Here is a 14,142-nt window from a genome sequence, read left to right on the forward strand (position 1 = left end):
CAACGGCAACTTCAGCCGCTTCCGCAAGCTGCCCCACGCCACGGGGGTGGGCATGGCCATCCACGTCGGCCTGGGTTAGAGGTCGACCGTCGCCGACACGGTGAACGTGCGCGGCGCGCCGAGCACCAGATAGCCGTAGCCCGGATAGCCGCCCGCCGACGCCCAGTAATGCCGCCCGAACGCATTGTCCACGCGCGCCCGCATGGTCACGTCGCGATCGAGCACGCGTGTCGCATACGTGGCGCCGAGGTCGAGGCGCGTCCACGATGGCAGCTTCTGCGTGTTGGCCGCATCCGCGTACTGGTGCGACGTGTAAACGGCGCGCGCGTTCAGCGACAGGCCGGCCACCTGCGGCACGTCCCAGTCGGCGCCGAGGTTCAGCTGCGTGCCGGGCACGCCGATCGCGTCCTTGCCCTCGTTGATTGCGCCCGCCGTGCGGCGCTGTTCGGCGTCCAGCAGCGTGAGGCCGCCGAGCACGCGCAGGCCGTGCATCGGCAGGCCGAACACGGACAGTTCCAGGCCCTGGTTGCGCTGTTCGCCGAATACGCCGAACACGCCGTTCTCGATATAGCCCAGCGGCTGCGCCGTCGAGAACAGCGCGGCGCTCATCCCCAGCTTGCCGCTGTCGTACTTCACGCCCACTTCCTTCTGGCGCGACGTGTATGGCGCGAAGATCTGGCCCTGGTTGACGACGTTGACGCCCGATGCGGTCGGGCCCTGCTGCAGCGCCTCGATGTAGTTCGCGTAGATCGACACGTTCTTCAAGGGCTTGTAGACGATGCCCGCGACCGGCGTGTTGGCGCTTTCGTCGTATGCGCTGTTCTGCGCGCCCGTGTTGTAGTCGTAGCCGTAGGCCTTGATGCGCTGGTGGCGCACGCCGGCCGTGACGCGCACGGTGTCGTCCAGGAAGGACAGCGTGTCCGCCACCGCATAGCTGGACAGGATGCTCTTGGCGGTCAGCAGCGGATTCGCGAGCGCGCCGCCGACGAAGGCATTGGCGGCCGGCGCCGCGACGTCGACAGGGCGGTACAGATTCGAGCGCCAGCCGGCGAAGTCGCCGAACGCATATGCATTGTCCGACTTCGATTCGAACGCGGACGCGGTGGCGCTGACCGTGTGCTTGACGGCGCCGGTCGCGAAGTCGCCGCGCACGCCGATCTCGCCCGTACGCACGTTGTCCTTGCGCTCGTTGTCGAAGCGCGTCATCACGGTGCCGCCGTCGTTGTCGGTCGTCGTCGGCGACGAGATCACGTTCGATTCGCGGCCTTCGCGCGCCCCCAGCGCCGCCCATGCGACGACATGCGGCGCCAGGTCGACTTCGCCGCGCAGCGTGCCGAACGTGTCGCGTTCGTTCGAGTGCGTCCACGGCTGGGCGAAGTTGCTGTCCGCATCCGGCGCGGCCGGGATCGCGAGGCCGGCACCCACGGTCACGCTGGGGCGGCCGTTGCGCAGTCGATGATCCTGGTAGCCGACGTCCGCCGACACGCGGTAGTTGTCGCCGCGGTAGTCCAGGCCGACGGAGAATACGGACAGTTCGCGCTGCTCGCGGTCGACGGCCGTGTCGCCGTCGCGGCGGACGGCGTTGACGCGGATGCCGGCCCGGTTGTTCGGGCCGAAGCGGCGCGCCACGTCGGCCGCGACGTAAGCCTGGCCGCCCGATTCGACGCCGACCGTCACTTCATTCAGCGGGGCGTTCGGCGCGCGCTTGGGCAGCAGGTTGATCATGCCGCCGATGCCGCCGCCGCCCGGCGCCGCGCCGTTGATGAAGCTGTTCGCGCCGCGCAGCACTTCCACGCGCTCCAGCAGTTCGCTGGCCACGAACTGGCGCGGCAATAAACCGTATAAACCGTTATACGCGAGGTCGTCCGAGTTCACCGCGAAGCCGCGGATCACGTACAGCTCCTGGTAGTTGCCGAAGCCGCGCGCCACGCGCACGGACGGGTCGTTCTGCACGACGTCCGCGACGCTGCGTGCCTGCTGGTCCTGGATCAGCGCGTGCGTGTAATTGGTGGCGTTGAACGGCGCGTCCATGATGTCCACGTTCCCCAGCAGGCCGAGGCGCCCGCCGCGCGCCACCTGGCCGCCGGCATAGGCGGACGGCAGGCCCTGCGCCGACGCGTCGGCGGACGCGGTGACGACGACCGTGGCGATGTTGTCGTCAGCCGTCTGGGCCGAGGCGGAGGCGGCGAGGAGGAGGGCGCCGAGGGCGATCGGCGTGAGGAGGGTGCGGGGGAACGGTACGCGCTTCATGGCAATATTGTTTGATTAATGAGAATAATTCTCATTATACGGAGCGTTCTTGCATTCGTAAATGAGAACTATTATTATCTAGGCTCAGCCGCAACATTCTCTCCCATGTCTCCCGTACACCTTCGCCGCTGGTCCTGGATCCACACCTGGAGCAGCCTCGTTTGCACCGTCTTCATGCTGCTGCTGTGCCTGACGGGCCTGCCGCTGATCTATCGCCACGAGATCGGCCACCTGCTCGGCAACGACATCGAAGCGCTGCGGCTGGCGGCCCCGCAGGCGCCGGCGAGCCTCGACCGCGTGATCGCGGCCGGCCAGGCGCGCTATCCCGACAAGGTCATGATGTACATGTCGCAGGAGCCGGATGAACCGTCGCTGTGGTTCCTGACGATGGGCGCCCACGCGAACGACCCGGACTTCAAGAGCATCGCCATCGATGCGCGCACCGCGCAATTCGCCGGCGAGCCGCCGATCGAGGGCGGCGGCGTGATGCAATTCCTCTTCCACCTGCACGTCGACCTGTTCGCGGGCGTGTGGGGCAAGCTGTTCCTCGGCTTCATGGGATTGCTGCTGCTGGTGGCCATCGTGTCCGGCGTCGTGCTGTACGCGCCGTTCATGCGCAAGCTGGAATTCGGGACCGTCCGCCAGGGCCGCACGGCGCGCCTGAAATGGCTCGACCTGCACAACCTGCTGGGCATCGTCACGCTCGCGTGGGCGCTCGTCGTGGGCGCGACGGGTGTCGTGAACACGCTGGCCGACGTGCTGCTGAAGGTATGGCAGGTGACGGAGATCGCCGGGATGACGAAGCCGTACGCGGGGCAGGCCGCGCCCGCGACGCTGGCGTCGATGGCAACCTCGGTGCGCCATGCGGAAGCGGTGGCGCCCGGCATGCGCGTCGGCTTCATCGCGTTCCCCGGCACGCCGTTCGCGACGCCGCACCACTACGGCGTGTACATGCATGGCGACGCGGCGCTGACGTCGCGCCTGTACCAGCCGGTGCTGGTCGACGCGCAGACGGCCGCCGTGACGGACCGCAGGGAGCTGCCGTGGTACCTCAAGACCTTGCTGCTGTCGCAGCCGCTGCACTTCGGCGACTACGGCGGCGCCGGCTTGAAATTCGTGTGGGCCTTGCTGGACGTGGCGACGATCATCGTGCTGGGCAGCGGCCTGTATCTGTGGCTGCGGCGCAGGCGCGCGGCGGCGCGGACCGCACGCGCGCAGGCGGACGTCGCGCCCGCGCTCGCACGTGAAGGAGAGGTGCGATGACGGCGTCGTTTCGCCGCCTGTGGGGCATGCCGCTGCTGCTGGGCGCGGCGACGGTGTTCGGCCTCGTCGCCGGGCTGCTGGAAGACGGCGTGTGGGACGTGATCGCCGCGGCCGCGCTGGCGCTGCCGGTGCTGGTCGGGGCCTGGTACGCGTTCCGCCCCGCGCGACCTGTCGATCCGGCGAGGTGACGGCCGCGCCGGCCCGTGCGACCATCGCCGTTCCGGTTCGACGAGGAGGTGGCAGATGGCAGGTTCGATTCCACGGCTGGCGGCATGCATTGCGCTGATCACCGCAACGGCGGCGCATGCCGCCGAGTACGCGGCGCACACGCTGGCGCGGCCGGAAGGCGAGCGCCGCTACCTCGTGCTCGACCCGGGCGCGCCGGACGCGTCGGGCAAGCGTCCCGTTGTGATCCTGCTGCATGGCCACGGCGAAGCGGCGGCCGCGGTCCTCGGCCGCGCAAGCTTCGGCGGCTACACGCCGCGCGACTGGGCGAAGCTGGCCGAACGCGAGCACCTGCTCCTGATCGCACCGGAGGGCGTGAAAGGCAGCGACGGCAAGGTCGCATGGAACGACTGCCGCGGCGATGCCGCGACCAATGCCACGACCGACGACGTCGGCTTCATCGGCGCGCTGATCGACAAGGCCGTGACGGACTTCAAGGTCGATCCGCGCCGCGTCTACGTGTTCGGCTTTTCGAACGGCGGCGGCATGGCGTACCGGCTCGGCATCGAACTCGCGCCGCGCCTCGCGGCCATCGGCGTGCAGAGCGCCCTGATGCCGGCCAGGAGCCGCTGCGCGGCGCCGGCCCGGCCGGTCTCCGTGTTCATCCTGCACGGGACGGGCGATCCGATCGCGCCGTACGGCGGGGGCGAGGTCGGCAACTGGCTCACGCGCGGGCGCGGCTCGGGCCTCGGCGCGGAGGCGACGGTGGCGGCATGGCGGCAGGCGGACGGCCTGTCCGACGCGCCGGCCACCTTCCGCTTCCCGCATCTGCGCACCGACGACCCGACGACGGCCACGCGCATGGTGTGGGGTCCGGACCCTGCCGGCGTGCAGGTCGAGTTCCTGCGCGTCGACGGCGGCGGCCATATCAGCGCCTCGACGGAGGAGGAGCTGCCCTGGCTGTTGAAGAAAATCCTCGGCCCCATGAATCACGACGTCGACACCGCCGACGAGGCGTGGCGCTTCTTCCGCACGAAATCCAGGTGACGCGGCGCGCATGCATACGGGCGGCTTAATTCTCGGTTAAGGCAAGGCGCGTATAACATCGGCAGAGCGACAAGAACATTCCACGAGCGGGAGACCTGAATGAAGAACTGGGCGCGCAACAACAAGGGCTTTCTGGCGTTTCTCGTCCTGTTCGGCGTGTTCCGCACGGCGGTCGCGGACTGGAACCCGATCCCGTCCGCGTCGATGCATCCGAACCTGCTGGAAGGCGACGTGGTGCTCGTGAACCGCCTCGCGTTCGACCTCAAGGTGCCGCTGACGAACGTCGTGCTCGCGCACCTGGGCGAGCCGCAGCGCGGCGACATCGTCACGTTCCGCTCCCCGCGCGACAACACCCTCTTGATCAAGCGCGTCGTCGCGCTGCCGGGCGACGTCGTCGAGATGCGCAACGAACGTTTGTACATCAACGGGAAGGGTGCCGACTACCGCGTCGTCGAACACTCGCTCGACTCCGTCGGCGGCACCGCGATGCGCGCGCTGCAGCTGGCCGAGACGTGGGGCGACAAGGCCGCGCGCGGACCGCGCCACATCCAGATCATGCCGGACGTGCTGGCGCCGCGCACCTTCGGTCCCGTCACGGTGCCGCGGGGCGAATACCTGATGCTGGGCGATAACCGCGACAACAGCGCCGACTCGCGCGTGATCGGCCTCGTGCCGCGCAAGCTGCTCGTGGGCCGCGCCGAACGCGTGCTCGTCTCGGCCGACTACCAGGGCAACTGGATGCCGCGCACCGAGCGTTTCGGCATGTCGCTGTACCGTCCCGACTGATCGCGTGCGCGCAGGCGGCACTGGCTGCGCCTGCGTGCCCTCGGTGTTCCGGCGCGCCGCCTCGTGAACGGCGGCGCGCTGCACGGTTGATGTAAATCCCGCTACAATTTCGTCCTTCGGACGCTCGCATCCTGCAGAGCCGATGTTTTATTCAAGGCATGCATATGCAAAGACTCCTCACCGTCATCCTCGCCTGCCTCGGCATGGTCGGCGCCCTCGCCATCGACACCTATCTGCCGTCGATTCCCGCCATCGGCCGGGCATTCGACGTCGGCCCCGTGGCCGTGCAGCAGACGCTGTCGGTCTTTCTCTTCATGTTCGCGTTCATGATGCTGTTCTACGGGACGCTGTCCGATTCGCTCGGCCGCCGTCCCGTGATCATGGTCGCGCTGACGGTCTACACGCTGGCCTCCGCGGGCGCCGCGCTCGCGCCCACCTTCGGCTGGCTGCTGCTGTTCCGCGCGCTGCAGGGCATGTCGGCGGGCGCCGGCTCCGTCATCGGCCAGGCCATCGTGCAGGACCGCTTCACGGGCGCCGAGGCCCAGCGCATCATGTCGCACATCATGATGGTGTTCGGCCTCGCGCCCGCGATCGCGCCGGTGCTGGGCGGCTGGCTGCACGTGACGTTCGGCTGGCGCGCGACCTTCGTGTTCCTCGCGCTGTTCGGCACCGTCATGCTGCTCGCGACCTGGAAGCTGCTGCCCGAGAGCCTGCCGCGCGAGAAGCGCCACGCGTTCCACGGCGTGGCCATCGCGCGCAACTACCTGAAGGTGCTGGGGCATCCGCAATTCGTGCTGCTGTCGCTGTCCGTGGGCCTCGCGTTCGGCGGGTTGTCGCTGTACATCGGCTCCGCCGCCAACTTCGTGATGGAGATCCTGCACCTGCCCGAGACGGCGTTCGCGTGGATGTTCATCCCGCTGATCAGCGGCATGGTGATCGGCTCCGCGTGGGGCGGCAAGCGCGCCGCGCGCATCCCGGCGCCGCGCATGCGCGCCATCGGCTTCGGCACGATGCTCCTCGCGTGCGTGCTGAACGTCGGCTACACGGCGGTCGCCGGCGGCACGGTGACGATCCCGTGGGCCGTGCTGCCGCTGATGGTCTACACGTTCGGCCTCGCCGTCGCGATGCCCGCGATCCAGGTGAGTGCGCTCGGACTGTTCCCCGACAACCGCGGCCTCGCGTCGTCGATGCTGGCGTTCATCCAGATGATGTCGTTCGCGCTCGTGTCCGGCCTCGTCGCGCCGCTGCTGTTCGACAGCGCCTTCAAGCTCGCGTGCGGCGTGGCGGTGGGGCTCGTGGCCAGCTTCTGCGCGTGCCAGCTGGGCAATGCGATGGCGCGGGAGCGCGTGGCGGCGGCCTGACCAACGTTACCAATCCGTAAGTGGCCAGGCGGGGATCATCACGGCAACAATCCCTCATTCGACTTGGTGGAATGAGGAAACGATGCAGCGAACGATATTGGCGGGTCTGGTTGCGGCGACGCTGTTGAGCGCCTGCGGGGGCGGAGGAAGTAGCGGCACCGCCGCGGCGCAGGCGGCGGCAACGGTCACTTACCGTTTCGTGCCGCCGAAAGCGGGCGCCCATCTCGTCTATGCCGACCAGCTGGCCGACACCCTGGACAACACGTTGCACCGCACGGCGGACGACGACGTCACGGCGGTCAATCCCGATGGCACGTTCGCCGTGCACGAAGAAGATCCATCGCACAACCGCGTCGTGTCCGGCGCGGTCGACCAGACCCTGTACCCGACGGACTTCCAGTACGACGCGGCCGGACAGGTGGCCGCGATGACGATCGATAACGGCACGGCCGTCACGCACTGCACGTACCAGGGCAACCAGGGGGCGCCGGCAACGCTGGCCGTCGGCGCCGGCTGGGCCACGCAATACACCGAGACCTGCAACGGCGGCACCGGTGTGACCTACATGCAGAGCGGCACGCTGTCCGGCATCGAGACGATCACGATCGCCGCGGGCACGTTCAGCGCCTACAAGTTCGTGTCGACGACGACCTGGACCGTCAACGGCATCACGCGGACGGAAAGCGCCACGCGTTGGCGCGATGCGTCCGGCGGCGACACGCGCACCCTCAAGATGGTGCGGGCAATCGCCTACAGCGGCGGTACGCCGGCCGCGGGCTCGCTGGTGACGGGATCGCGGGAATTGCAGAGTTATCGGTAAAGCCCTGCGCGGGCGCGGAACGGATCAGCATCGGTGCTGTCCAACGGTTGTCATGCACCGGCATGGTCGCCGAAAGGAGCATCCAATGCGTGTCTGCGCACGCCAGGCGCTTGCGTCCAGGGTCTTTGGACGGGGCATCTCAACCGCGATCTGTTGCTTCTTGGCGGGCTGCGCTGGATCGGCGGTCGCGCCGGACGCGCAACCCGGGCACTGCCGGCGTGCCAGCGAACAGGAGATCATCGCGCTGTTCGACCGCTGGAACGCATCGCTCAAGACGGGCGATCCGCACCAGGTCGTTGCCAATTACGCTGAACGTTCGATCCTGTTGCCGACCGTGTCGAACGTGCCGCGCCTGACGCCGGCCGACAAGGAAGACTACTTCAGGCACTTCCTGGAGAGCCGGCCGTCCGGCGTCATCGACCTGCGCTTCGTCGACATCGCCTGCGACACGGCGGTGGACGCCGGCCTGTACACGTTCACGTTCGGCGCGACGGGGCAGGTGGTCCATGCCCGCTACACGTTCACGTATCGGTGGGAAGGCGGGAAATGGCTGATCACGAGCCACCATTCGTCGGCCATGCCGGAGGCAACGCCGCACTAAACAGCGCCTGGCAAACCCTCGTACCTGCTCCGATATCGACGACATGGTGGCCTTTCAAGGCCGGGATCGCGGGCCAGGACGCCGTCGGGAACGCGGATTACCGGCGCCTGTCTAATTCGGGTCAATCACAGGAGGACGTCATGATGCTCGAAAAACGGGGTGTGTTCGTCTTGTCGCTCGCAATGATGGGTATTGCAAACGCGCAGACAGAATCAGGTACGCAGTCCGAGCCGGCTCAGTCCGAGCCGGCCCAGTCTGGATCATCGAATTCCGATTCAGCCCAGTCTGGATCCAGCGACTCCGGATCGACCCAGTCCGGATCGAAAATCGACATTTTTCCAAAGGATGAAAGAACCTACTCTCAGCAGGAACAGGACCGGAACCAAAGAGAAGCGCAAAAAGGGTATGAGGCGCAGAAGCGTGAGGAGCAGAACGAAATCATGCGGGACAAGTCACACGACCGCCGCTTGAAGACCGACGACGATACATCGATCGGGGTAGACGCGACGCCAGAGCCGAACGTCAATATCAGGCGGACCTACTAATGCACGCACGCGCGGGCCTGGCGCTGGCGCCACGCGGCGCCAGCCTCAGCGGCGATGCTGCTTCATCGCCTTCTCGACCTCGCGCTTGGCGTCGCGGTCTTTCTCCGTGTCGCGCTTGTCGTGCTGTTTCTTGCCCTTGGCGAGGCCGACTTCGCATTTCACACGGCCGCCCTTGAAGTGCAGGTTGAGCGGGACGAGGGTGTAGCCGGACCGCTCGACCTTGCCGACCAGCTTGTCGATCTCGGCCTTGTGCAGCAACAGCTTGCGCGTGCGCAGGGCTTCCGGATGGCTCCAGGCGGAGGCGGTCGTGAGGGCGCTGATGTGCGCGCCGAACAGGTACAGTTCGCCGTTGCGCACGACGACGTACGCTTCCTTGATCTGCACGCGGCCGTCGCGGATCGCCTTCACTTCCCACCCTTCCAGTACGAGGCCGGCCTCGTAGCGGTCCTCGATGAAGTAGTCGAAAAAGGCTTTTTTATTGTCAATAATACTCATGAAATCGCTAATTTCCGCGCGTCGGTTAAACTACCGTCGTCGCGCTTCTGAAATGTCGAGCGCGACGCAACGTAACCAACATCATAACAAACGGTTGACCAATGGCAGTAGTGCACAAATCAGTTTTCCTCGGGTACAGCGCGGAACAGATGTTCGATCTGGTCGCAAAAGTCGAGGACTATCCGAAATTCCTTCCCTGGTGTAGCGGCGTCAAAGTGCTCGAACACAGCGACGAGAAGCTGGTGGCCTGCCTGCAAATCAACTTCCACGGGGTCAAGCAGAGCTTCACCACATCGAATCACAACCAGCGTCCGGGCCAGATGAAGATGCATCTCGTCGACGGCCCTTTCAAGATGCTGGAGGCCACGTGGAGCTTCAAGCCCCTGCGCGCCGACGCCTGCAAGATCGACTTCGACATGCAGTACGAGTTCTCGAGCATTATCCTCGAGCAGCTCGTCGGACCCGTGTTCGGCATGATCGCCAACACGATGGTCGATTCGTTCTGCAAGCGTGCCGAGGTGATCTATGGCTGAGCAGGCGGAATTGCAAGTCTACGTCATGTACGCGCTGCCGCAGAACGAGTTCATCCGGCCGCTGCGTGTCGCACCCGGCACGACGGTCGGGCAGGCGATCGAGCAGAGCGGCGTGCTGGCGGCGTTCCCGGACATCAATCTCGTGACTCAGCCGGTGGGCATCTACGGCAAGAAGAAGACGCTGGAGACCGCGCTGCGCGACCGTGACCGCGTGGAAATCTATCGCCCGCTCGTGGCCGACCCGAAGGATTCACGGCGCAAGCGCGCGGCCAAGAAGCAGGCGGCTGCCTGACGCGTCAACGGCATCCGGCCAGCACGCGCCGGACCTGCACCAGCCGGCGCGCCTTTTCTTCGTCCGTCACGAAGACGCGCTCCCCCTTGTCATCCATGTCCGCGATGCGCACGCCCGATGTCAGCACGACCTCGCTGCGGCGGGCCGCGGCGCATTGCGCGTCGTTGTCGGCCTTGCGCTGCGCGTCCTGCGTGGCCTTGCGCTCGTCCGCTTCGCGCTCGGCCGCACGCTTGCGGAAGTCGGCGTCGCGGTCGGCCAGGGTGGGGGCCGTGGGCCTGGTGGCCTCGGCTGGCGTGGCCTCGGTCGACGCCGCGCCGCGCGGCGGTTTGAGGATGCGCGCCGGCGGCGTGCCGGGCGGCGGCGGGCGGTCCGAAAACACGCGGGTGCCGTGGTCGTCGATCCAGGAGTACTGGGCGAGGGCGGGCGCGGACACGGCGACGGCCGCCAGCAGCAGGAGAGAGTAACGGTTCATGGTCCGATTTCGCCATGCCGGACGGCCACTGTCAATCGCCGGTCATGGGTGATTTCAGTCGTTTTTTGCCAAGCTTGCGACGTTTTCCTGGAGTTTCTGTATAATTCGCTTTTGCGCCTATAGGAAATAAACTATGCGTCTCCTCCAGAAAGCACTCACGTTCGATGACGTGCTGCTCGTCCCGGCCTACTCCAACGTCCTCCCGGCCAACACGTCACTGCGCACCAAGCTGACCCGGAATATCTCGCTGAACATTCCGCTGCTGTCCGCCGCCATGGACACCGTGACTGAAGCCCGCCTCGCGATCGCGATGGCCCAGGAAGGTGGTATCGGCATCATCCACAAGAACCTGCGACCGGCCGACCAGGCGCGCGAAGTGGCGCGTGTGAAGCGTTTCGAAGCCGGCGTGCTGCGCGACCCGATCACGATTCCGCCGACGATGAAGATCCGCGAAGTCCTGGCCCTGGCCCAGCAGCATGGCATCAGCGGGTTCCCGGTGGTGGAGGGCAAGCAGGTGGTCGGCATCATCACCAACCGTGACCTGCGTTTCGAAGAGGACCTGGACGCCGAGGCGCGCGCCAAGATGACCCCGCGCGACAAGCTCGTGTACGTCAAGGAAGACGCCGGCACGGACGAGGCCAAGCGCCTGATGAACAAGTTCCGCCTGGAACGCGTGCTGGTCGTCAACGACGAGTTCGAACTGCGCGGCCTCATCACCGTCAAGGACATCCTGAAGTCGCACGAGCACCCGAACGCGTCGAAGGATGCGCAGGGCAAGCTGATCGTCGGCGCGGCCGTCGGCGTGGGCGACAAGGACAAGGAACGCGTGGACCTGCTGGTGAAAGCCGGCGTCGACGTGCTGGTGGTCGACACGGCGCACGGCCACTCGCAAGGCATCCTCGACCGCGTGAAATGGATCAAGACGACGTACCCGCACGTGGACGTCATCGGCGGCAACATCGCCACGGCCGCCGCCGCACGCGCGCTGGTGGAAGCGGGCGCCGATGCAGTGAAAGTCGGCATCGGCCCGGGCTCCATCTGCACGACGCGTATCGTCGCCGGCGTGGGCGTGCCGCAGATCACCGCGATCTCGAATGTGGCCGAAGCGCTGGCCGGCACGGGCGTGCCGTGCATCGCCGACGGCGGCATCCGCTACTCGGGCGACATCTCGAAGGCGCTGGCCGCCGGCGCGCACACCGTCATGATGGGTTCGATGTTCGCCGGCACGGAAGAAGCGCCGGGCGAAGTGATCCTGTACCAGGGCCGCAGCTACAAGGGCTACCGCGGCATGGGTTCGCTGGGCGCGATGGCCGAAGGTTCCGCCGACCGCTACTTCCAGGAAGCGTCGAGCAAGGCCGACAAGTTCGTGCCGGAAGGCATCGAAGGCCGCGTCGCCTACAAGGGCAGCGTGCTGGCGATCATCTATCAGCTGGTCGGCGGCGTGCGCCAGTCGATGGGCTACTGCGGTTGCGCGACGATCGAAGAACTGCGCGAGAAGGCGGAGTTCGTCGAGATCACGTCGGCCGGCATGCGTGAATCGCACGTGCACGACGTGCAGATCACCAAAGAAGCGCCGAACTACCGTACCGAATAAGTTCCTTCAACGCGGCCTGCGGGCCGCGTTTTTGCATACAACGTCAAATTACATGCACTCGAAAATCCTCATCCTCGACTTCGGTTCCCAGGTCACCCAACTGATCGCCCGCCGCGTGCGCGACGCCGGCGTGTTCTCCGAGGTCTATCCCTACGACATCGGCGACGATTTCGTCCGCAACTACGGCGCCTCGGGCGTGATCCTGTCCGGCAGCCACAACTCCACGCTGGAAGGCGATTCGCCGCGCGCCCCGCAGGCCGTGTTCGAACTGGGCGTGCCCGTGCTGGGCATCTGCTACGGCATGCAGACGATGGCCGCGCAACTGGGCGGCAAGGTCGAGAACGGCAAAGTCCGCGAATTCGGCTACGCCGAGGTGCGCGCCCGCGGCCATACGAAACTGCTGAACGGCATCAACGACTTCGTCACGGACGAGGGCCACGGCATGCTGAAGGTCTGGATGAGCCACGGCGACAAGGTCCTCGACATGCCGCAGGGCTTCAAGCTGATGGGCTCGACGCCGAGCTGCCCGATCGCCGCCATGGCCGACGAGGAGCGCGGCTTCTACGCGCTGCAATTCCACCCGGAGGTCACGCACACGACGCAGGGCGAAGCCATCATCGGCCGCTTCGTGCACGAGATCTGCGGCTGCAAGAGCGACTGGAACATGCCGGACTATATCAGCGAGGCCGTTGAGAAGATCCGCGCGCAAGTCGGCAGCGATGAAGTGATCCTGGGCCTGTCGGGCGGCGTCGACTCGAGCGTGGCCGCCGCGCTGATCCACCGCGCCATCGGCGACCAGCTGACCTGCGTCTTCGTCGACCATGGCCTGCTCCGCAAGGACGAGGGCAAGATGGTCATGGACATGTTCTCGAAGAACCTTGGCGTGAAGGTGCTGCGCATCGACGCATCCGACCAGTTCATGGGCCACCTGGCCGGCGTCAACGATCCGGAGCAGAAGCGCAAGATCATCGGCCGCGAATTCGTCGAAGTGTTCCAGGAACAGGCCAAGCAGCTGACGGCCGCGCGCTGGCTGGCGCAGGGCACGATCTACCCGGACGTGATCGAATCGGCCGGCAAGGGCAAGAAGGGCCAGACGATCAAGAGCCACCACAACGTGGGCGGCCTGCCGGAAACGCTGAACCTCAAGTTGCTGGAACCGCTGCGCGAACTGTTCAAGGATGAGGTGCGCAAGCTGGGCGTCGCCCTGGGCCTGCCGCACGACATGGTCTACCGCCACCCGTTCCCGGGCCCGGGCCTGGGTGTGCGCATCCTCGGCGAAGTGAAGCGCGAATACGCCGACCTGCTGCGCGAAGCGGACGCGATCTTCATCGAAGAACTGCGCAAGACGCCGTTCGAAGTGCCGCACGTGCCGGGCATCGACGCCGGCAAGGCGCCGACCAACTGGTATGAGGCGACGTCGCAGGCATTCGCCGTGTTTCTGCCGGTGAAATCGGTGGGCGTGATGGGCGATGGCCGCACCTATGAATACGTCGTCGCGCTGCGTGCGGTGCAGACGCTGGACTTCATGACGGCGCAGTGGGCGCATCTGCCGCATGAGTTGATGGGCAAGGTCTCCAACCGGATCATCAACGAGGTGCGCGGAATTAACCGTGTCGTGTATGACATTTCGGGGAAACCGCCGGCGACGATCGAATGGGAGTGAGTTTCACTCTGGAAACTTAATTTGCAGTACTTAAAAGCTCGCCTCGTTTCGGCGGGCTTTTTTACAGAATACTGCGGGTGAATACTCCGTCGTTGAGCTCACTCAAGCTCAGTGATTAGGTGAAGCTGCCGTCCCAACTGAACACGCGACCGTCTACTCAAGGCCGCTGTGAATCACATTGGGGTAGCAAGCGTTTATGCAGCGGCCTGCAAAGCCGTGTAGATGGGTTCGACTCCCATCGTCGCCCCAGCACTG

Annotated in this window: 15 protein-coding genes and 1 tRNA gene; 13 read left to right on the forward strand and 3 right to left on the reverse strand. The window is 66.2% G+C overall.

Features of this window, described 5'->3' with window-relative positions:
- Positions 1 to 75 precede the first annotated feature (75 nt).
- Entirely contained in the window at positions 76 to 2,250 is a 2,175-nt protein-coding gene (locus tag ACEN9H_RS10760) for a TonB-dependent receptor (RefSeq protein WP_413674735.1), read from the reverse strand.
- A 105-nt stretch (positions 2,251 to 2,355) separates the two neighbouring features.
- Between ACEN9H_RS10760 and ACEN9H_RS10765 the strand changes: the two genes are divergently transcribed.
- From ACEN9H_RS10765 to ACEN9H_RS10800, 8 genes are all read left to right on the forward strand, one after another.
- Positions 2,356 to 3,513 carry a PepSY-associated TM helix domain-containing protein gene (locus tag ACEN9H_RS10765; RefSeq protein WP_056135204.1) on the forward strand — a complete coding sequence of 386 codons (1,158 nt, stop codon included), beginning with the start codon at positions 2,356 to 2,358 and terminating at the stop codon, positions 3,511 to 3,513.
- Positions 3,510 to 3,701, forward strand: coding sequence for a hypothetical protein (locus ACEN9H_RS10770; RefSeq protein WP_056135200.1), 192 nt, complete (start codon positions 3,510 to 3,512; stop codon positions 3,699 to 3,701). The genes ACEN9H_RS10765 and ACEN9H_RS10770 overlap by 4 nt, the downstream gene beginning before the upstream one ends.
- Positions 3,702 to 3,756: 55 nt before the next feature.
- Positions 3,757 to 4,725: an alpha/beta hydrolase family esterase gene (locus ACEN9H_RS10775; protein WP_082577388.1), complete on the forward strand. Its 969-nt coding sequence runs from the start codon at positions 3,757 to 3,759 to the stop codon at positions 4,723 to 4,725.
- 99 nt (positions 4,726 to 4,824) lie between these two features.
- Positions 4,825 to 5,511 (forward strand): signal peptidase I, encoded by a 687-nt coding sequence (lepB, locus tag ACEN9H_RS10780; RefSeq protein ID WP_413674736.1) that lies wholly within the window; start codon positions 4,825 to 4,827, stop codon positions 5,509 to 5,511.
- A gap of 164 nt (positions 5,512 to 5,675) precedes the next feature.
- Positions 5,676 to 6,872, forward strand: coding sequence for a multidrug effflux MFS transporter (locus ACEN9H_RS10785; protein ID WP_413674737.1), 1,197 nt, complete (start codon positions 5,676 to 5,678; stop codon positions 6,870 to 6,872).
- An 82-nt stretch (positions 6,873 to 6,954) separates the two neighbouring features.
- The gene (locus ACEN9H_RS10790) at positions 6,955 to 7,692 is read left to right on the forward strand and encodes a hypothetical protein (RefSeq protein WP_413674738.1); all 738 of its coding nucleotides are present in this window, start codon (positions 6,955 to 6,957) and stop codon (positions 7,690 to 7,692) included.
- Positions 7,693 to 7,777: 85 nt separating this feature from the next.
- Positions 7,778 to 8,293 carry an SgcJ/EcaC family oxidoreductase gene (locus ACEN9H_RS10795; protein ID WP_413674739.1) on the forward strand — a complete coding sequence of 172 codons (516 nt, stop codon included), beginning with the start codon at positions 7,778 to 7,780 and terminating at the stop codon, positions 8,291 to 8,293.
- Between the two features lie 140 nt (positions 8,294 to 8,433).
- Complete coding sequence (locus ACEN9H_RS10800) at positions 8,434 to 8,838, forward strand: hypothetical protein (RefSeq protein WP_160407699.1); 405 nt, start codon at positions 8,434 to 8,436, stop codon at positions 8,836 to 8,838.
- A 45-nt stretch (positions 8,839 to 8,883) separates the two neighbouring features.
- Here ACEN9H_RS10800 and smpB read toward each other — a convergent pair whose 3' ends face one another.
- Positions 8,884 to 9,333 carry an SsrA-binding protein SmpB gene (smpB, locus tag ACEN9H_RS10805; protein WP_036228601.1) on the reverse strand — a complete coding sequence of 150 codons (450 nt, stop codon included), beginning with the start codon at positions 9,331 to 9,333 and terminating at the stop codon, positions 8,884 to 8,886.
- A gap of 101 nt (positions 9,334 to 9,434) precedes the next feature.
- On the opposite strand from smpB, the gene ACEN9H_RS10810 reads away from it, so the two are divergent.
- Positions 9,435 to 9,866 carry a type II toxin-antitoxin system RatA family toxin gene (locus ACEN9H_RS10810; RefSeq protein WP_056135187.1) on the forward strand — a complete coding sequence of 144 codons (432 nt, stop codon included), beginning with the start codon at positions 9,435 to 9,437 and terminating at the stop codon, positions 9,864 to 9,866.
- Positions 9,859 to 10,158: an RnfH family protein gene (locus tag ACEN9H_RS10815; protein WP_056135185.1), complete on the forward strand. Its 300-nt coding sequence runs from the start codon at positions 9,859 to 9,861 to the stop codon at positions 10,156 to 10,158. The genes ACEN9H_RS10810 and ACEN9H_RS10815 overlap by 8 nt, the downstream gene beginning before the upstream one ends.
- Before the next feature lie 4 nt (positions 10,159 to 10,162).
- Here the strand turns inward: ACEN9H_RS10815 and ACEN9H_RS10820 are convergent, their stop codons facing one another.
- Positions 10,163 to 10,630, reverse strand: coding sequence for a DUF4124 domain-containing protein (locus ACEN9H_RS10820; RefSeq protein WP_413674740.1), 468 nt, complete (start codon positions 10,628 to 10,630; stop codon positions 10,163 to 10,165).
- A gap of 133 nt (positions 10,631 to 10,763) precedes the next feature.
- On the opposite strand from ACEN9H_RS10820, the gene guaB reads away from it, so the two are divergent.
- The 3 genes from guaB (at position 10,764) to ACEN9H_RS10835 (ending at position 14,136) form a co-directional block, all read left to right on the forward strand.
- The gene (guaB, locus tag ACEN9H_RS10825) at positions 10,764 to 12,224 is read left to right on the forward strand and encodes an IMP dehydrogenase (RefSeq protein WP_056135180.1); all 1,461 of its coding nucleotides are present in this window, start codon (positions 10,764 to 10,766) and stop codon (positions 12,222 to 12,224) included.
- Positions 12,225 to 12,276: 52 nt separating this feature from the next.
- Entirely contained in the window at positions 12,277 to 13,887 is a 1,611-nt protein-coding gene (guaA, locus tag ACEN9H_RS10830; RefSeq protein ID WP_056135177.1) for a glutamine-hydrolyzing GMP synthase, read from the forward strand.
- A 180-nt stretch (positions 13,888 to 14,067) separates the two neighbouring features.
- Positions 14,068 to 14,136: transfer RNA gene (locus ACEN9H_RS10835), tRNA-Cys, on the forward strand.
- The last annotated feature ends 6 nt before the right edge of the window (positions 14,137 to 14,142 follow it).

This window comes from Massilia cellulosiltytica (assembly GCF_047325105.1).
GTDB lineage: Bacteria > Pseudomonadota > Gammaproteobacteria > Burkholderiales > Burkholderiaceae_D > Telluria > Telluria orientalis.